Annotated in this window: 15 protein-coding genes; 6 read left to right on the top strand and 9 right to left on the bottom strand. The window is 73.6% G+C overall.

The genetic code is table 11. The features are described from left to right. Nucleotides 1-150: 150 nt before the first annotated feature. On the bottom strand, nt 151-1,125 hold the full coding sequence (locus ACIWVC_RS09545) for a TIGR01777 family oxidoreductase (protein WP_396453999.1): 975 nt from the start codon (nt 1,123-1,125) through the stop codon (nt 151-153). 250 nt (nt 1,126-1,375) lie between these two features. Between ACIWVC_RS09545 and ACIWVC_RS09540 the strand changes: the two genes are divergently transcribed. The 3 genes from ACIWVC_RS09540 to ACIWVC_RS09530 are packed head-to-tail and all read left to right on the top strand — an operon-like array spanning nt 1,376 to nt 4,924. Continuing rightward, nucleotides 1,376-3,880, top strand: a complete 2,505-nt coding sequence (locus ACIWVC_RS09540) for an ATP-dependent Clp protease ATP-binding subunit (RefSeq protein WP_396453998.1) — start codon at nt 1,376-1,378, stop codon at nt 3,878-3,880. 37 nt (nt 3,881-3,917) lie between these two features. Continuing rightward, nucleotides 3,918-4,472 carry a CGNR zinc finger domain-containing protein gene (locus ACIWVC_RS09535; RefSeq protein ID WP_396453997.1) on the top strand — a complete coding sequence of 185 codons (555 nt, stop codon included), beginning with the start codon at nt 3,918-3,920 and terminating at the stop codon, nt 4,470-4,472. Further along, a complete protein-coding gene (locus ACIWVC_RS09530; protein WP_396449500.1) occupies nt 4,469-4,924 on the top strand; it encodes a protein-tyrosine phosphatase family protein in 456 nt (151 codons plus the stop codon). Before ACIWVC_RS09535 ends, ACIWVC_RS09530 begins: the two co-directional genes overlap by 4 nt. Here ACIWVC_RS09530 and ACIWVC_RS09525 read toward each other — a convergent pair. Continuing rightward, complete coding sequence (locus ACIWVC_RS09525; RefSeq protein ID WP_396453996.1) at nt 4,921-6,525, bottom strand: GMC family oxidoreductase; 1,605 nt, start codon at nt 6,523-6,525, stop codon at nt 4,921-4,923. The genes ACIWVC_RS09530 and ACIWVC_RS09525 overlap by 4 nt on opposite strands. Before the next feature lie 244 nt (nt 6,526-6,769). Here ACIWVC_RS09525 and ACIWVC_RS09520 point away from each other — a divergent pair, with 244 nt between their 5' ends. Together ACIWVC_RS09520 and ACIWVC_RS09515 are read left to right on the top strand one after the other, a co-directional pair. Next, complete coding sequence (locus ACIWVC_RS09520) at nt 6,770-7,909, top strand: serine hydrolase domain-containing protein (protein WP_396453995.1); 1,140 nt, start codon at nt 6,770-6,772, stop codon at nt 7,907-7,909. Further along, nucleotides 7,906-9,456, top strand: coding sequence for an alpha/beta fold hydrolase (locus ACIWVC_RS09515; protein WP_396453994.1), 1,551 nt, complete (start codon nt 7,906-7,908; stop codon nt 9,454-9,456). The genes ACIWVC_RS09520 and ACIWVC_RS09515 overlap by 4 nt, the downstream gene beginning before the upstream one ends. Nucleotides 9,457-9,472: 16 nt before the next feature. On the opposite strand, the gene paaE is transcribed toward ACIWVC_RS09515, so the two are convergent. From paaE to paaZ, 6 genes are read right to left on the bottom strand one after another with little or no spacing between them, the layout of a single operon-like run. Next, nucleotides 9,473-10,549, bottom strand: coding sequence for a 1,2-phenylacetyl-CoA epoxidase subunit PaaE (paaE, locus tag ACIWVC_RS09510; protein WP_396449504.1), 1,077 nt, complete (start codon nt 10,547-10,549; stop codon nt 9,473-9,475). Beyond that, a complete protein-coding gene (gene paaD / locus ACIWVC_RS09505; protein ID WP_396449505.1) occupies nt 10,550-11,038 on the bottom strand; it encodes a 1,2-phenylacetyl-CoA epoxidase subunit PaaD in 489 nt (162 codons plus the stop codon). It lies immediately after the preceding gene. Beyond that, entirely contained in the window at nt 11,032-11,904 is an 873-nt protein-coding gene (gene paaC, locus ACIWVC_RS09500; RefSeq protein ID WP_396449517.1) for a 1,2-phenylacetyl-CoA epoxidase subunit PaaC, read from the bottom strand. The genes paaD and paaC overlap by 7 nt, the downstream gene beginning before the upstream one ends. Nucleotides 11,905-11,912: 8 nt before the next feature. Further along, the gene (gene paaB, locus ACIWVC_RS09495) at nt 11,913-12,197 is read right to left on the bottom strand and encodes a 1,2-phenylacetyl-CoA epoxidase subunit PaaB (RefSeq protein ID WP_396449518.1); all 285 of its coding nucleotides are present in this window, start codon (nt 12,195-12,197) and stop codon (nt 11,913-11,915) included. Then, a complete protein-coding gene (paaA, locus tag ACIWVC_RS09490) occupies nt 12,197-13,141 on the bottom strand; it encodes a 1,2-phenylacetyl-CoA epoxidase subunit PaaA (protein WP_396449506.1) in 945 nt (314 codons plus the stop codon). The genes paaB and paaA overlap by 1 nt, the downstream gene beginning before the upstream one ends. Further along, nucleotides 13,138-15,177: a phenylacetic acid degradation bifunctional protein PaaZ gene (gene paaZ / locus ACIWVC_RS09485; RefSeq protein WP_396449507.1), complete on the bottom strand. Its 2,040-nt coding sequence runs from the start codon at nt 15,175-15,177 to the stop codon at nt 13,138-13,140. Before paaZ ends, paaA begins: the two co-directional genes overlap by 4 nt. A 95-nt stretch (nt 15,178-15,272) precedes the next feature. Between paaZ and ACIWVC_RS09480 the strand changes: the two genes are divergently transcribed. Then, nucleotides 15,273-15,917: a TetR/AcrR family transcriptional regulator gene (locus tag ACIWVC_RS09480; RefSeq protein ID WP_396449508.1), complete on the top strand. Its 645-nt coding sequence runs from the start codon at nt 15,273-15,275 to the stop codon at nt 15,915-15,917. Here ACIWVC_RS09480 and ACIWVC_RS09475 read toward each other — a convergent pair. Further along, nucleotides 15,914-17,218 carry a dihydrolipoamide acetyltransferase family protein gene (locus ACIWVC_RS09475; protein WP_396454015.1) on the bottom strand — a complete coding sequence of 435 codons (1,305 nt, stop codon included), beginning with the start codon at nt 17,216-17,218 and terminating at the stop codon, nt 15,914-15,916. The genes ACIWVC_RS09480 and ACIWVC_RS09475 overlap by 4 nt on opposite strands. Nucleotides 17,219-17,227 lie beyond the last annotated feature (9 nt).

The following is a 17,227-nucleotide window of genomic DNA, read 5'->3' as shown; positions in this document are numbered from 1 at the left end:
CGGCTCTGGTCAACCGGATCAAGGCCGGTGACCTCGACCTTTAGCCGCCTCCCCCCACGCGGTCAGAGGTATCGAACCGTATTGGTTGTTCGACGAATTGGTGGTGGGGGTGGCGCTGCGTACGGTGCCGCCCCTCCAAAGTCAAGGCCCTCAGGTGGGCGAGGTTTCGTGTGACCGCTGCGGGTTGGTCGCGCGGCGGCGGTGCGCCAGGTCGGCGGCTGCCTCCGGCCATCGCGGGTGGTCGAAGGTGAAGCCGGCTTCTGTGAGGCGGCCGGGGATTACGCGGCGGCTTTTCAGGAGCAGTTCGGTGTCTGAGCGGATTGCCAGTGCTCCGAGCTCCGCCATCCATGCGGTCGCGGGGAGGCCCACCGGCATGCGCCAGGCGGTTCGCAGGGCGCGCATGAACGATCGGTGCGGCAGGGGCTCCGGGGCGGCCAGGTTCACCGGGCCGGTGAAGTCGTCCCGGTCGATCAGGAACTCGACCGCTCGGACGAAGTCCTCATCGTGGATCCAGGACACGTACTGCGCGCCGCCCGCGACCGGGCCGCCCAGGCCGAGGCGCGCCAGCCATGACAGGACGTCGAACACCCCGCCGCGGTCCGGGCTCATCACCATGGCCGCGCGCAGGGCGACCTTGCGGGTGTGCGGGGTCGCGGCACGGTCCTGCTCCCGCTCCCAGTTCCGGGCGATCCGGACGCTGTACTCCCAGTAGCCCGGCACGCCGGGCTCGCGGCCGCCGATCACGCCGGTCGCCTCGTCGTTGGGCGCGTCGAACCGGTGCGCGTAGATCGTGGCGGTGCTCATCTGCAGCCACACCCGCGGGGGCTTCGCGGCGGCCGCGATCGCCTGGCCGACGGCGCGTGCGGACAGCACGCGCGAATCCATCATCTCCTGCAGGTTCGCCGGCGTGTACCGGCAGCTGACGCTGCGGCCGGCCAGGTTGATCACGACGTCGCCGCCGTCGATCACGTCGGCCCACGGTCCGAGCGTCCGCCCGTCCCAATGGACCTGGCGTTCGTGCGCGGGCCTCCTGGTCAGGACGACGACCTCGTGTCCTGCCGCCGTCAGGGCGCGGTCCAGGATCGTGCCCACCTGTCCGGTTCCCCCGGGGATCACAACCTTCATGGCGTCACCCTTTCCTCGGGGCGAGCCTAGCGGAGTTTTGAACGCGTTCAAATGTCGGCGTGGTCACATCGGCGGCGGCATGGGCTCCTGGACGGCGCACGCGCCGCCGACCGCGAGCGTGCTCGCCGAGGCGGCGGACAAGATCGTCTTCACCGGCGGCACGGCCGCGGGACGCGGGTTTCCCGGGCCAAGGCACGGGCACGTGAGTCACCATTGCTAGGACGTGTCCTTCGACCGGGGGGTTTCGAAGATGACCGCGGGGTGGTACGGGGCCGGGGGGATGGACCCGTTCGAGGAGATGCTCGCCCGCTTCTTCGGCTCGCGGGCGCACCGGCGCCCGCAGGAGCGGATCAGCATCGCCCGGCTGATGAGCGAGCCCGCGCGCGAACTGGTGCGGGACGCGGCGGCCCAGGCGGCCCGGTGGGGCAGCGTCGATCTGGACACCGACCACCTGCTGTGGGCGGCGACCCGGCAGCAGGGCACCCGGCAGTGGATCGTGCGGGCCGGTGCCGACCCCGACAAGATCAAGGACGAGATCGAGAGCCATGCCCGGCGGGGCGAGCCGCGGGACGTGCCGCCGGAGCTGACGCCGTCCGCCAAGCGGGCGCTGCTGGATTCGCACCAGGTCTCGCGGGCGCTCGGGTCGTCCTACATCGGGCCCGAGCATCTGCTGTTCGCGCTGGCGCTCGACCGGGGGTCCAGCGCGGGGCGCATCCTCGACCACGAGCACGTGACGCCCGACACGCTCCAGCAGGCGGCGACGGGCGGCGGGCCGGGGCAGCCGCCGGGCGGCGGGGGCGGCGGGCAGCCGTCCGAGACGCCGACGCTGGACGAGTTCGGCCGCGACCTGACCGCGCTGGCGCGGGAGGGCCGGATCGACCCGGTGATCGGGCGGGAGCGGGAGATCGAGGAGACCGTCGAGGTGCTGTCGCGGCGCACCAAGAACAACCCGGTGCTGATCGGCGACCCGGGGGTCGGGAAGACCGCGATCGCCGAGGGCCTCGCGCAGCGGATCGTCGACGACGAGGTGCCGGAGACGCTGCGCGGGAAGCGGCTCGTCCAGCTCGACCTCGGCGGGGTCGTCGCCGGCACCCGGTACCGGGGCGACTTCGAGGAGCGGCTGAAGAAGGTCGTGGACGAGATCCGCGACCACGCCGACGAGCTGGTCGTGTTCATCGACGAGATCCACACGATCGTGGGCGCGGGCAGCGCCGAGGGCGCGATGTCCGCGGGGAACATGCTGAAGCCCCCGCTGTCGCGGGGCGAGCTGAACGTCGTCGGCGCGACCACCATCGACGAGTACCGCCGCAACATCGAGAAGGACGCGGCGCTGGAGCGCCGGTTCCAGCCGATCCTGGTGTCGGAGCCGAGCCCCGACGACAGCATCGAGATCCTGCGCGGCCTCCGCGACCGCTACGAGGCGCACCATTCGGTGCGCTACAACGACGAGGCGCTGGTCGCGGCCGTGGACCTGTCCAGCCGGTACCTGACCGACCGGTTCCTGCCGGACAAGGCGATCGACCTGATCGACCAGGCGGGCGCCCGCGTCCGGCTGCGCGCGGGCACGCGGGACGGCGGCAGGCGCGAGCTGGAGCAGCGGCTCGACCGGCGGCGCCGGGAGAAGGACCAGGCCGTCGCGGACGAGGACTACGAGAAGGCGTCCGAGCTGCGCGACGAGATCGCCCGGCTGGAGAAGGACCTGGAGACCGCCCGCGACGACGACGCGCCCGCGACCGTCCCCGAGGTGGCCGTCGAGGACGTCGCCGAGGTCGTCTCCCGGATCTCCGGGGTGCCGGTCACGCAGCTCACGCAGGCCGAGAAGGAGCGGCTCACCCGGCTGGAGGAGCACCTGCACCAGCGCGTCATCGGGCAGGAGGACGCGGTGGAGGCGGTGGCGCGGGCCGTCCGGCGGTCCCGTGCCGGCATGGGCGACCCGGACCGCCCGATCGGCGGGTTCCTCTTCCTCGGCCCGACCGGCGTCGGCAAGACCGAGCTGGCGAAGGCCCTGGCGGAGGCCCTGTTCGGCAGCCAGGACCGGATGATCCGGTTCGACATGAGCGAGTTCCAGGAGCGGCACACCGTCAGCCGGCTGATGGGCGCCCCGCCCGGCTACGTCGGATACGAGGAGGCCGGGCAGCTGACCGACGCCGTGCGGCGGCAGCCGTACTCGGTGATCCTGCTGGACGAGATCGAGAAGGCGCACCAGGACGTGTTCAACGTCCTGCTCCAGCTCCTCGACGACGGCCGGCTGACCGACGCGCAGGGCCGCACCGTCGACTTCCGCAACACCGTCGTGATCATGACGTCCAACCTGGGCTCCGAGCTGATCGCCGGCACCAACGAGATCGGCTTCGGCGGGCGCGACGGCGAGGGGGGCGCGCTCAGCGACCGGATCATGCGGCGGCTGCGCGAGTCGTTCCGGCCCGAGTTCCTCAACCGGATCGACGAGATCATCGTGTTCCGGCGGCTGGAGGCGGGCCAGCTGCGGCAGATCACCGACCTGCTGCTGGACGAGACGCGCCGCCGCCTCCGCGCCCAGGACGTCGACGTCGACTTCACCCCCGAGGCCGTCGACTGGCTCGCCGAGCGCGGCTACCAGCCGGAGTTCGGCGCCCGGCCGCTGCGCCGCACGATCCAGCGGGAGGTGGACGACCAGCTCGCCGACCTGCTGCTGTCCGGCGACCTGGAGCACGGCCGGCACGTGGAGGTCTCCGCCGCGAACGGCGGCCTGCAGTTCGACGTCAGCACCGAGTAAGGGCTACAGTCCTCCTGCAACCCTTACAGGAGGACGTGTGCTCATTTCCCTCGCCGACTACGCGGCGGGTGTCGAGGTCGCGAACGACCTGGTCGCCACGTCGCCGGACGCGCGGGGCGCCGAGGCGCTCACCGGCCCCGCCGAGCTGGCCGCCCTCCTCGCGGCGTACGACGTCCGGACGCCCACCGCCGCGGACGTCGAGCAGGTGCGCCTGCTCCGCCGCGAGGTGCGCGCCGTCATGGAGGCCGGGACCGCCGAGCGGGCGGTGGAGGGCGCGTCGCTGCTCGCCGGGCACGCCGGGCTGGCGCCCGTGCTGCGCCGCGACCCGTCCGGCCGGTGGCAGTGGTACGTCCCGACCGCCCGGGACGCGTCCCTCGCGGGCGAACTGGCCGCCGTGCTCGGCGTCGCGCTGCTCGGGCTCGTCCGGGCGCTCGGCCACGACCGGTTCCGCGCGTGCGCCGCGCCCGGCTGCCGCGGCGTGTTCGCCGACGCCAGCCGCGCCGGGCGCCGCCGCTACTGCATGCCGGAGCGGTGCGGGAACCGGCTGAACGTCGCCAACCACCGCGCCCGCAGGCGGGAGGCGGCCCGATGACCCTCACCGGCGCGATCCGGCTCCCGGACGGCGCGTGGATCAGGGGCCGCGGCCTGCGCGACCCGCTGCCGGACGGCCCCGAACCGGACTTCGGCCTCTACCTGGGCTCGGCGAAGCTCCGCCGCCGCCACGGGCCGGCGCTGCGCTGGGAGTCGGCGTGGCTCGACTGGCCCGACTTCCGGCTGCCCCGCGACCGGGACGAGGCCGTCCGGCAGATCCGCGCCCTGCACGAGCGGGCCGTGGCCGGTGAGGCGGTGGAGGTCGCCTGCGGCGGCGGCGTCGGGCGCACGGGCACCGTCATCGCGTGCCTGGCCGTCCTGTCCGGGGTGGACCCGTCCGAGGCGGTCGTCTGGGCGCGCGAGCACTACCACCGGCGCGCCGTGGAGACCCCGTGGCAGCGCCGCTGGGTCCTGCGCTTCCCGACGGACCCACGACCCCGGCGAGGCGGCTAGGCGCCCAGGATCAGGGTTGCGGCGTGCTCGCCGATCATCATGCTGGGGGCGTTGGTGTTGCCGCCGGTGATGCTCGGCATGATCGACGCGTCCGCGACCCGCAGGCCCTCGATGCCCCGCACCCGCAGCGCGGGGTCGACGACGGCCCGCTCGTCCGACCCCATGCGGCAGCTGCCCACCGGGTGGTAGACGGTCGTCGCGCGGTTCGGCAGCTCCTTCGCCAGCGCGGCCCGGTCCGGGAAGGACGGGCCGGGGGACAGCTCCAGCTTGACGTCCCCGGCGATCGCCTTGTTCGCCATCACCTCCCGGACGAGCTCGATGCCGTCCAGCAGCAGCCGGGCGTCGTCGGGCTCGCTCAGGTAGCCGGGGTCGATCACCGGCGGGGCGGACGGGTCCGCCGACCCGAGCCGGACCGTGCCGCGGCTCTTCGGGTAGATCAGCGTCGGCATGATCGTCAGCGCGGGCCGCTTGTCCACCTTGTGGCGCACCGGGGCGTCCTGGTTCGGGAACGGGTACGACCACGGCAGCGCGTGGATCTGCAGGTCGGGGATGTCGCCGGCGTGCCCGGTGCGGACGAACCCGACCGCCTCGAACACGCTGCGGGCCACCCACGTCCCGCCCTTCGTCCACTCCTTGGCGACGCCCCGCGCGAAGTACGGCGCGGTGCCCCGGTGCCGGGCCGTGTCCATGACGAACGTCATCGGCACGAACATGTGGTCGTGCAGGTTGTCGCCGACGGGCAGGTCGGCGTGCACCTCGATGCCGTGCTCCCGCAGGTGCGCGGCGGGGCCGACCCCCGACAGCATCAGCAGCTGCGGGGACCCGAACGCGCCGGCCGCCAGCACGACCTCCTTGGACGCCCGGATCGTCGACGTCCCCTTCTTCGTGACGACCTCGACGCCCGTGGCCCGGCCCTTGTCGATCACCACGCGCCCCACCAGCGCACCGGTCAGCACCGTCAGGTTCGCGAGCCCGTGGTCGTCGAGGTAGCCGACGGACGAGCTGTAGCGCAGCCCCTTGTCGACGCTCTGCTGGAAGACGCCCGCGCCCTCCTGCTCCTCGCCGTTGTAGTCGTCGTTCCGCTTCACCCCGGCCGTCTCGATCAGCGCCTCGATGAACGCCTCCGACGCGGGCGTGAGGTCGCGCTGCCGGGTCACCTGGATCGGCCCGCCGGCGCCGCGCAGCTCGCCGGCGCCGTCCTCCCAGTTCTCCATGCGCTTGTAGCTGGGGAGGACGTCGTCGAAGCCCCAGCCGGCGCAGCCGTCCGCGGCCCAGTCGTCGTAGTTCCTGCGGTGCCCCCGCACGAACAGCATCCCGTTGATCGACCCGGACCCGCCGAGCACCTTCCCCCGCGTCTGCGGGATCTTCCGGTTCAGCGCGTGCTCCTGCGGGGCGCTGTAGAACCCCCAGTCCAGCTTCTTCTTCAGCTGCGGGACGTTGTGGAAGACGGCGATCAGGCCGGGCTTGCGGACCAGCGGCGTCCGGTCCGGCCCGCCCGCCTCCACCAGGACGACGCTCGCCCCCGAATCGGCGAGCCGCCGCGCCAGCACGCACCCCGCGCTCCCGGCCCCCACCACCACGTAGTCAGCGGTCTGGTCCATGTCTTCCTCTCCGCCGGTGCCCGCGCACGCGCGGACGACCCCAGTCGAGGGCCCGCGCCCGGCCCGATCGTCACCGCCGGCAGGCGGCTCATGGGTGCGCCGATCGTAAGAGCGCCGGAACCCCCGTCCAACCCCTGTCCCGGTCACCGGAACCCCCCGAGGGCGGGATGGGGCTGGCCCCACCCCCGTTCAGGGAGAGCACACCAGTGTCCGGGGGAGCGCGCCCGCCTAGCGTCCAGGTGACATGACCAAGATTCAGCGGATCATCGCGTTGCTGCTGGGAGCCGCGGCGGTCGCCGCCACCGCGGCGGCGCCGGAGCCGGCGCGGGCCGGACAGGCCCGCTGCGCCGACCATCACGCCCTGCGGGCGGCCCTGGAGCGCATGACGCGCGTCCACGGCCTGACGGGTGCGGCGGTGCGGGTCGACGACCCGCGCTGCGGGACGTGGACGCACGCGAGCGGCGTCGCCGACCGGCGGACGGGCCGTCCGATGACCTCTGGCCTGCGGGGGCGGATCGGCAGCATCACAAAGACGTTCACGGCCGCCACGGTTCTCGCGCTGGCGGCGGAGGGCCGCGTCCGCCTGGACGCGCCCGTGGCGCGCTACCTGCCCGGCCTGATCGACCGGAACGGCTACGACGGCCGGAAGATCACCATCCGGAGCCTGCTGCGGCACACCAGCGGCCTGCCCGACCACATGGACACGTTCGAGAGCACCGAGGACTTCCGCTTCCGGCACTTCGAGCAGGAGGAGCTGGTGGCGCGGGCGCTGACCCTGCCCCGTCCCGCGCCCGGATGGCACTACTCCACCACCAACTATGTGATCGCCGGGCTCATCGTGGAGAAGGCCACCGGGCACGCGGTGGAGGACGAGGTGTCGCGCCGGATCATCACGCCGCTGCGGCTCCACGACACCTACTGGCCCGGTGACGAGACGTGGATCCGCGGCCCGCATGCGCGCGGCTACGTCCGCGAGGAGGACGGCTCGTACACCGACTACACCGAGATGAACATCTCGGCGGGCGGGGCCGGTGGCGCGCTCATCTCCACCCCGCGCGACGTCAGCGCGTTCCTCGGGGCGCTGACGGGCGGGCGGCTACTGCCTCCGGCGATGCTCGCGGAGATGAAGCGGACCGTCCCCGCCGACCCCGACCGCGTGTGGGAGGGCGCGCGGTACGGCCTCGGGCTTATCGGCACGCCGCTGCGCTGCGGCGGCACCTGGTGGGGCCACGCCGGCGACATCGACGGCTTCACGGCGATCTCCGGCACGGCGCCGTCCGGGCGCCGCGTCGCGGTCGCCTTCAACGAGAACCCGTCCACCTTCGAAGCGTTCACCGGCGAACTGGACCTCGTCCAGACCGCCCTGTGCGAGGAGGCCGCATGAAGACGATCCGACGGGCGGCGGCGCTGACCGGCGCGGCCGCCGCGCTGGCACTGCTCGCCCCCGCCGCTTGGGCGGCCCCGGCCGGGGAGCGCGGCGCCGCCGGTGAAACGGGAGGCGGCCTCGGCCGGTTCTACCACCAGCGGCTCACCTGGAAGGCGTGCACGCTCGGCCCGGACGACGAGGTCGGCGCGGAACTCGACAGGGCCGGCGCGCGGTGCGCCGACGTGACCGTCCCGCTCGACTACGCCCGGCCGGACGGCCGGACGATGACCGTCGCGATCTCCCGGCTCAAGGCGTCCGACACCGGGCACCGCATCGGGACGATGATCCTCAACGGGGGCGGGCCGGGGCCGTCGATCGACATGCCGCCCTACATGCGCGACCTCATGGGCGCGGCGGGGCCGCGCTACGACCTCGTCGGCATGGATCCGCGCTCCCTGGGCCGCAGCGGCGGAATCGACTGCGGCTGGCCGGCCGCCACATGGATCAAGGGCGCGGGCGCGACCCGCCGCTCGTTCGACCGGTCGGTCGCGTTCGCCGAGGACCTGGCACGGCGATGCGCGCGGACGAACGGCGATGTCCTCCCGTACATCAGCACCCGCAGCATCGCACGCGACATGGACGTCGTCCGCGGCGCGCTCGGCGAGCGGAAGGTGTCCTACAACGGCGCCTCCTACGGCACCTACCTCGGCCAGGTCTACGCGGCGATGTTCCCGGGCCGCCTCGACCGGGTCGTCCTCGACAGTTCGCAGGACACGCTGTCCTGGGGGCCGCGCGTCATCGCCACCATGGCGCGGGCGAACGACCGGGCGCTCGGCGACTGGGCGGCGTGGGCGGCGGAGCGCCACGCCACGTACGGGCTCGGGGAGACGCGCGGCGAGGTCCTGGCCACCGTCGAGCGGATCTACGCGGCGTCCGCCCGCGCGCCGCTCGCCGTCGGCAGGTACCGCCTGGACGACACGATGCTGCCGGTGGTGCTGTTCGACAACCTCGGCACCGACGAGGACGCGGCGCGGGCGAGCCTCGCCGCCTCGGTGCGGGTGCTGGCGGACGCCGCGGCCGGGCGCCCCGCGAAGCCCACCCCCGACCTCGACGAGGAACTCGCCTTCCTGCTGACCGGGGCGGAGTCGCGGTACGGCAGCGGGCAGAGCGCCATCATCTGCGGTGACGCCGCGGCACCGCGCGACCCGGAGGTCTACCGGCGGGACGTGCGGCGGCACCGCGCCGCAAGCCCCCTGTTCGCGCCGGTGGGCCGCGGCATCGGCCCGTGTGCGTTCTGGCCGGTGCGCCCCGCCGAGCCGCCGGTCCGGGGCGTCGGCCCCCTGCGCGCGCTGATGGTGGCGGCGACCGGTGACACCCGCACCACCTACGCGAGCAACCTGACCGCCCACCGGATGCTGCCCGGCACCCGCATGATCACGCTGCGGGCGAACGTCCACGCGCCCTACCAGCGCGGGTACCCGAACCTGTGCGTCCGGGACCGGGTGAACGACTACCTCGCGACCGGGCGCCCGCCCGCCCGCGACCTCGTCTGCGCCCCGGAATGACCGGCCGGGCCGGCTCTCAGGTGTCGTAGTCGACGGTCAGGCGGGGGGTGGACGGGGTCGACTGGCAGGTCAGGATGTAGCCGGCGTCCACCTCGGACGGTTCCAGGGCGAAGTTGCGGCGCATATCGGCTTCGCCTTCGACGACCCGGGCGCGGCAGGTGCCGCAGACGCCGCCCTTGCAGGCGAACGGCAGGTCTGGGCGGACCCGCTGAGCGGAGTCCAGGATCCGCGCGTCCTGGGGCTGGGTGAGGGTCGTGGAGCGGCCGTCCAGGATGACGGTGACCTCGCAGGCCGGGCCGGTGGGGGCGGACTCCTTCCGGTTCGGCTCGGGGGGCGGCTCGTCCACGTAGAACAGCTCCTGGTGGACGCGGTCGCGGGGCACGCCGAAGCCCCGCAGGACGTCGCGGGCGTCGGTGACCATGCCGAGCGGGCCGCACAGCCACCAGTGGCCGACGTCGGCGACCGGGACGATCAGGGGGAGGAGCGTGCGGAGCTTGGCGGCGTCCAGGCGTCCGGTGAACAGCTCCGCCTCCCGCGGCTCCCGGGAGAGGACGTGGACGAGTTCGAACCGGTCGGGGTGGGCGTCCTTCAGGTCGGCGAGCTCGTCGGCGAACATCACCGTGCCGCTGCGCCGGTTGCCGTAGAGGACGGTGACGCGGGCGGCGGGGTCGGCGAGGGCGGACGCGGCGATCGACAGGACGGGCGTGATGCCCGAGCCCGCGGCGATCAGCACGTGGTGGGCGGCGGTGGCGCCGAGGGTGAACGTGCCCGACGGCGGCAGCACCTCGACGGCATCGCCCGGCCGCACGTCGTGGACCAGCCAGGACGAGAACAGGCCGTCCGGGATCTCGCGGACGCCGATGCGCGGCGCGGCCCCGGCCGGCGCGCAGATCGAGTAGGAGCGGCGCTCCTCGCGGCCGCCGATCGTGCGGCGCAGCGTGAGGAACTGGCCGGGGCGGAAGCGGTAGGCGTCCGCCAGGTCCGGCGGCACGTCGAAGGTGACCGCGACCGCGTCGTCGCACAGGCGCTCGACGCCCGCGACGCGGAGCGCGTGGAACCCGGCGCGGCGCGGCGCGACCTCGGTGAGCGTCACTCAGATCTCCTTGAAGTGCTCGAACGGTTCCCGGCAGGACTCGCAGCGGCGCAGCGACTTGCAGGCGGTCGCGCCGAACCGGGACACCTCGGCCGTGTCCGCGGAGCCGCAGTGCGGGCACCGGACGCGCCGGGTCGGGCCCAGCGCGAGGGGGATCGGGCCGGAGGCGCGGCGGGGCGCGGGACCGGGCGGCGCTATCCCGGCCTCCCGGAGCTTGCGGCGCCCCGAGTCGCTGATCCAGTCGCTCGTCCAGGGCGGATCGAGGACCGTGCGGATCTCCACGTCGCCGTATCCGGCGTCGGCGAGGCTCTTGCGGAGGTCGGCGCGCATCGTGTCCAGGGCCGGGCAGCCGGTGTAGGTCGGGGTGATCGTCACCTCGACGCGGCCGGACTCCTCCGTGACGTCGCGCAGGACCCCCAGCTCGGCCAGCGTGAGCATCGGCAGCTCGGGGTCGGTGACCGCCTCGGCGACGGCTCGGGCGCTCACCATGTCGCCCCCGGATGGGCGCGGGCCAGGCTCTGCATCTCCGCCAGCAGGCCGGTGAGCGCGGGCGAGTGCGCGCCGTCCCGCCCGGCCAGGTGGGACGGGGCGGGCTCGGGCCGGTCGAGCGTGGCGCGGGACAGGACCTCGTCGAGGACGGCGTCGAACTCCGCGCGCACGTCGGACGGGTCGACGCCGACGCCGGCGTCGGCCAGGTGGCGCTCGACCTCGTGCGTCGCGAAGAGCTCGCCGGTCAGCGGCCAGAGGTCGTCCAGGGCCCGCTGGGCGCGCTCGTGGGACACGTCGGTGCCGTCGCCGAGCCTGATCGTCCAGAGCGCGGCGTGGTCGCGGTGGTAGGCGACCTCCTTGACGCCCTTGGCGGCGATCGCGGCGAGGACCGGGTCGCGGGAGGAGGTCAGGCGGTCGAGGATCGCCAGGCGCCACGTCGCGAACATGAGGAGCCGGACGGTCGAGTACGCGAAGTCCCCGTTCTCGACCTCGGCCAGGCCGACGTTGCGGAAGTCGGGCGCGTCCCGGAAGTAGGCGAGGTCGTCCTCGCCGCGGCCCTTGTCCTCGGCGACGCCGGCGCGCGCCAGCAGCAGCCGGGCCTGGCCCAGCAGGTCGAGCGCGATGTTGGCGAGCGCGACCTCCTCCTCCAGCTCGGGTGCGTGCGTGCACCATTCCTGGAGGCGGTGCGACATGACGAGGGCGTCGTCGCCGAGCATCAGGCAGTACGCGGCCAGCGCGGCGCGGTCGACGCCGTCCGGGACGGACGGGTCGATCCCGGCGAGCGGATCCTCGAACCCGGTGCCGAACGCCCAGCGGGTGTCGTCGCTCTGCTCGGAGAGGGCCTCGAACGGGTTGTCGGACGACATCGGAAGCCTCACATGTGGGGGACGTTCTCGGGGATCTCGTAGAACGTCGGGTGCCGGTAGACCTTGTCGCCGCTGGGCGCGAAGAAGGGGTCCTTCTCGTCCGGGCTGGACGCGGTGATGTCCTCCGACTTCACCACCCAGATGCTGACGCCCTCGTTGCGCCGCGTGTACAGGTCGCGGGCGTTGCGCAGCGCCATCTCGGCGTCGGGGGCGCGCAGCGAGCCGACGTGCACGTGGTTCAGGCCGCGCTTGCCGCGGACGAACACCTCGTAGAGCGGCCAGTTCCCCTCCATCACGCGACCTCCTTCCGGGCGTGCTTCGCGGCGTGCGCGGCGGCGGCCTCGCGCACCCAGGCGCCGTCCTCGTGGGCCTTGCGGCGCCGCTCGATCCGCTCGGCGTTGCAGGGGCCGTCGCCGCTGATCACGCGCTTCAGCTCCGACCAGTCGATCTCGCCGAAGTCGTAGTGGCCGCGCTCCTCGTTCCAGCGCAGGTCCGGGTCGGGGAGCGCGACGCCGAGCGCCTCCGCCTGCGGGACGGTCATGTCCACGAACCGCTGCCGCAGCTCGTCGTTGGTGTGCCGCTTGATCTTCCAGGCCATGGACTGCGCGGTGTGCGTGGAGTCGGCGTCCGGCGGGCCGAACATCATCAGCGACGGCCACCACCAGCGGTTCACGGCGTCCTGCACCATCTCCCGCTGCGCGTCCGTGCCGCGCATGAGGGTCATGAGCAGCTCGTAGCCCTGCCGCTGGTGGAACGACTCCTCCTTGCAGATGCGGATCATCGCCCGCGCGTACGGGCCGTAGGAGCTGCGGCACAGCGGCACCTGGTTGCAGATCGCGGCGCCGTCCACCAGCCAGCCGATCACGCCGACGTCCGCGAACGTCAGCGTCGGGTAGTTGAAGATCGACGAGTACTTCTGCTTCCCGGAGATCAGCTTGCCGGTCAGGTCGGACCGGTCGGCGCCGAGCGTCTCCGCCGCCGAGTACAGGTACAGGCCGTGGCCGGCCTCGTCCTGCACCTTGGCGAGCAGGATCGCCTTGCGGCGCAGCGACGGCGCGCGGGTGATCCAGGCGCCCTCCGGCTGCATCCCGATGATCTCGGAGTGCGCGTGCTGCGCGATCTGCCGGATCAGCGTCGCCCGGTACTTCTCCGGCATCCAGTCGCGCGGCTCGATCCGCTGGTCGCGCTCGATCGTCCGCTCGAAGTGCTCCAGCGTCTCCGCGGTGTCCTGCGTCATGATGCCTCCCGCTTGGCCACCAGGGTCAGGACGTCGTACGTCGCGACCGCGGCGCCCTCCTGGTTGGTGACCTCGGTGTCCCAGCGGACCTCGCCGTAGGCGGCGTTCTCCCGCGGGGTGATCTGCTTGGCGGTGAGCTTCACCGTCAGTTCGTCGCCCGGCTTGACGGGGGTGAGGAACCGCAGGTTCTCCAGCCCGTAGTTCGCGAGGACGGGGCCGGGCTCGGGCGACACGAACAGGCCCGCCGCGAACGAGACCACCAGGTAGCCGTGCGCGACGCGGCCGCCGAAGAACGGGTTCGCCTCGGCGGCCTCCTCGTCCATGTGGGCGTAGAAGGTGTCGCCGGTGAACTCGGCGAAGTGCTCGATGTCGTCGAGGGTGACGGTGCGGGGGCCGGCGACGACCGTGTCGCCGATCCGCAGCTCTTCGAGGTGCTTGCGGAACGGGTGGACGCCGCTCTCGGTGCGGGCGGCGCCCCGCGTCCAGCGCCCGGTGATCGCGGACAGCATCGACGGCCCGGCCTGGACGGCGGTGCGCTGCATGTGGTGCATGACGCCGCGCATGCCGCCCATCTCCTCGCCGCCGCCCGCGCGCCCCGGGCCGCCGTGCACCAGGCCCGGCATGGGGGAGCCGTGCCCGGTGGACTCCTTCGCGTCCTCCTCGTTCAGGACGAGCAGCCGACCGTGCCACGGCGCGGCGCCCAGCACGACGCGGCGCGCGAACTCGGGGTCGGCGGTGACGACCGAGCCGACCAGGCTGCCCAGCCCGCGGGCCGCGAGCGCGACCGCGTGCGCGGCGCCGCCGTCGTACGGGAGCAGCGTGCTGACCGGGCCGAACGCCTCCACCTCGTGGGGTTCGGGGCGCTCGGCGTCGTCCGCGCGGAGCAGGACCGGCGACATGAACGCGCCGCGCTCGGCGTCGGCGCCGATGACGTCGACCTTCTCGGGGTCGCCGAACACGATGCGCCCCGCGTCCAGAAGCTTCTTCAGCTGCCGGCGGACCTCGTCGCGCTGGTCGAGGGTGGCGAGCGCGCCCATCCGGACCTCCGGGTCGGACGGGTTGCCGATCTTCACCCGCGCGAGCCGCTCGCCCGCCGCCTCGGCCACGTCGTCCATCAGCTCGGACGGCACCAGGGCGCGCCGGATGGCCGTGCACTTCTGGCCGGCCTTCACCGTCATCTCGGTGACGAGCTGCCTTACGAACAGGTCGAACTCGGCCGTTCCGGGACGGGCGTCGGGGCCGAGGATCGAGCAGTTCAGCGAGTCGGCCTCCGCGTTGAACCGCACCGACCGCCCGGTCACCACCGGGTGGCCGCGCAGCAGCCGCCCGGTGGCGGCGGACCCGGTGAACGCCAGGACGTCCTGCTCGGTCAGGTGGTCCAGCAGGTCGCGCGGGTCGCCGCAGACGAGCTGGAGCGTCCCCTCCGGCAGGATGCCCGACTCGACGATCAGCTCGGCCAGCCGCGCGGACAGGTACGCCGTCTGCGGCGCGGGCTTGATCAGGCTCGGCATCCCGGCGAGGAACGCGGGCGCGAGCTTCTCCAGCGGCCCCCACACGGGGAAGTTGAACGCGTTGATCTGCACGGCGACGCCCTGCAGCGGCGTGCAGACGTGCCGTCCGGCGAACGTGCCGCCCTTGCTCAGCGGCTCCACGTCGCCGTCGACGAGCACGGTGTCGTTCGGCAGCTCGCGCTTGCCCTTGCTCGCGTAGGCGAGCAGGACGCCGATGCCGCCGTCCACGTCGATCTTCGAGTCGGCGAGGGTCGCGCCGGTGCGCGCCGACAGCGCGTACAGCTCGTCGCGGTGCTCGCGCAGGTGGAGCCCGAGCTCCTTGAGCAGCGCGGCGCGCTGGTGGAAGGTCAGCTCGCGCAGCGCCGGCCCGCCGGTGCGGCGGCCGTGCTCCAGCGCCGCGGCCATGTCGATGCCGGCGGAGGAGATTCGCGCGACCTCCTCGCCGGTCACGGCGTCGGTGAGCGGCGCGCCCTCGTCCGGTGGGACATGCCAGGCACCGGACACGTAGCTGGGCAGCGGAGCCATCCGACCTCCTCGAATTACTGACCGTCCGTTCAGTCAGATATTAACCCGCCGGCGGGGCCCGGGAGAAGAGCCGGGACGGCTTCGGCGCTGCGATAATGAGCCCCGTGAACAATGCGGGCGGCGGGCGGGCGAACCGGCGGGGACGGCCCGGCTACGACAAGGAGTCGCTGCTGCGCGTCGCCGTGCGGGTGTTCAACGAGCGCGGCTACGACGGCACCAGCATGGACGACCTGGCGAAGCGCCTCGGCATCAGCAAGTCCGCGATCTACCACCACGTCGCCGGGAAGGACGAGCTGCTCCAGCTCGCCGTCGACCGGGCGCTCGACGGGCTGTTCGCCGCCGCCGAGGAGACCGCGGCCGTCGAGGGGCGCGCCATCGACCGGCTGGAGCACCTCGTCCGGGCCAGCGTCGCCGTCCTCGTCGCGCAGCAGCCGTTCGTCACCCTGCTGCTGCGGGTGCGCGGCAACACCGCCGTCGAGAAGCGGGCGCTGGCCCGCCGCCGCGAGTTCGACCACCTGGTGTCCGGGCTGGTCGCCGAGGCCGAGGCGGACGGCGACATCCGCCCCGACATCGACCCGGCGATCGCGGCCCGGCTGCTGTTCGGCCTGGTCAACTCGCTGATCGAGTGGTACAGGCCGCGCGGCGGCGCGAGCGGGGAAGAGATCGCCGACGCGCTCTGCAAGGTCGCGTTCGACGGCCTGCGGAGCGGCCCGCGGCCTGCGCCGCCGCGCGGCGGCTAGCGGTGGGTGACCAGCACTTCCGGACGCTCCACGCAGTCGGCGACGAAGCGGAGGAAACCGCCGGCGACGCCGCCGTCGCAGACCCGGTGGTCGAACGTGAACGACAGCTGCGTCACCTTGCGCAGCCGCACCTTCCCCTTGTGCGCCCACGGCTTGTCGGCGATCCGCCCGACGCCGAGCATGGCCGCCTCGGGATGGTTGATGATCGGGGTCGAGCCGTCCACGCCGAACACGCCGTAGTTGTTCAGCGTGAACGTGCCGCCGGTGAGGTCGCCCGGCGCGAGGCGCCCCTCGCGGGCCTGCTCGGTGCGCTCCCGCAGCGCGGCCGCGAGCTCGGCCAGCGTCATCTCGTGAGCGTCGCGGACCACCGGCACCACCAGGCCCCGGTCGGTCTGCGCGGCGAACCCGAGATGCACGCGCGGCAACCGGACGATCTCCTGCCGCTCCGCGTCCACGTAGGCGTTCAGCTCGGGGAAGCGCCGCAGGCCGGTCAGGCAGACGGCGGCGAACAGGGCCAGCATCCCGACGCCCGCGTCCGGGTCGGCCTCCTGGATCTTCCTCTTGAGCTTGACCAGCCGGGTCGCGTCCACGTCCACCCAGGTGGTCGCGTCCGGGATCTCGCGGCGGCTGCGGGACAGCTTCTCCGCCGTCGCCCGCCGCACGCCCTTGAGCGGGACCCGCACGGCGCCCGCCTCCTCGCGGATCTCCTCGCGGATCTCCTCGCGGGGCGCGTCGGCGGCCGGCGCGGCGGCGGCGATCGCCTTCTCCACGTCCCGCCGCAGGATGACGCCGCCGGGACCGGTCGGTGCCACCGCGGCGACGTCGATCCCGTGGTCCTTCGCCAGGCGCCGCACCACGGGCGAGATGACCCGCGGCACCTCCTCGCGGGACGGGGGCCCCGCCTGCGCCGGAGGCCGCTTGGCGGCGCGGCGCCGCGACCGGCGGCTCCCGGACGTCCCGTAGCCGACGAGCACGTTCCCGGAACCGGCGCGCTCCTCCTCCCGGTACCGCTCCGCCGCCGGGCTCTCGGCGGGCGCCGACTCCACGGCGGTCACCGCGATCAAGGGGGAGCCCACGTCCACGACCGCGCCGGGCTCGGCGTACAGCTCGGTGACCGTGCCGGCGACCGGGATCGGGACGTCCACGGCGGCCTTCGCGGTCTCCACCTCGACGATGATCTGGTCGACCGCGACGGTGTCGCCGACCGAGACCTTCCACTCCAGGACCTCCGCCTCGGTGAGGCCCTCGCCCAGGTCGGGCAGCTTGAAGACCGTCGCGCCCGACTGCTGCGCCACCTTCATGCGTGTCTC

This window comes from Actinomadura sp. (assembly GCF_044508335.1).
GTDB lineage: Bacteria > Actinomycetota > Actinomycetes > Streptosporangiales > Streptosporangiaceae > Spirillospora.
Note: the sequence above shows the minus strand (reverse complement) of the source record. Positions and strands in the feature narration are given on the sequence as shown.

Coding starts and splice junctions, on each gene's coding strand:
- paaC (WP_396449517.1), bottom strand. CDS start 11,904: ATGTCGTCCGACAACCCGTTCGAGGCCCTCTCCGAGCAGAGCGACGAC.
- paaD (WP_396449505.1), bottom strand. CDS start 11,038: ATGGTGAGCGCCCGAGCCGTCGCCGAGGCGGTCACCGACCCCGAGCTG.
- ACIWVC_RS09520 (WP_396453995.1), top strand. CDS start 6,770: ATGACCAAGATTCAGCGGATCATCGCGTTGCTGCTGGGAGCCGCGGCG.
- ACIWVC_RS09530 (WP_396449500.1), top strand. CDS start 4,469: ATGACCCTCACCGGCGCGATCCGGCTCCCGGACGGCGCGTGGATCAGG.
- ACIWVC_RS09480 (WP_396449508.1), top strand. CDS start 15,273: ATGAGCCCCGTGAACAATGCGGGCGGCGGGCGGGCGAACCGGCGGGGA.
- ACIWVC_RS09515 (WP_396453994.1), top strand. CDS start 7,906: ATGAAGACGATCCGACGGGCGGCGGCGCTGACCGGCGCGGCCGCCGCG.
- ACIWVC_RS09540 (WP_396453998.1), top strand. CDS start 1,376: ATGACCGCGGGGTGGTACGGGGCCGGGGGGATGGACCCGTTCGAGGAG.
- paaB (WP_396449518.1), bottom strand. CDS start 12,197: ATGGAGGGGAACTGGCCGCTCTACGAGGTGTTCGTCCGCGGCAAGCGC.
- ACIWVC_RS09525 (WP_396453996.1), bottom strand. CDS start 6,525: ATGGACCAGACCGCTGACTACGTGGTGGTGGGGGCCGGGAGCGCGGGG.
- paaZ (WP_396449507.1), bottom strand. CDS start 15,177: ATGGCTCCGCTGCCCAGCTACGTGTCCGGTGCCTGGCATGTCCCACCG.
- ACIWVC_RS09545 (WP_396453999.1), bottom strand. CDS start 1,125: ATGAAGGTTGTGATCCCCGGGGGAACCGGACAGGTGGGCACGATCCTG.
- paaA (WP_396449506.1), bottom strand. CDS start 13,141: ATGACGCAGGACACCGCGGAGACGCTGGAGCACTTCGAGCGGACGATC.
- ACIWVC_RS09475 (WP_396454015.1), bottom strand. CDS start 17,218: ATGAAGGTGGCGCAGCAGTCGGGCGCGACGGTCTTCAAGCTGCCCGAC.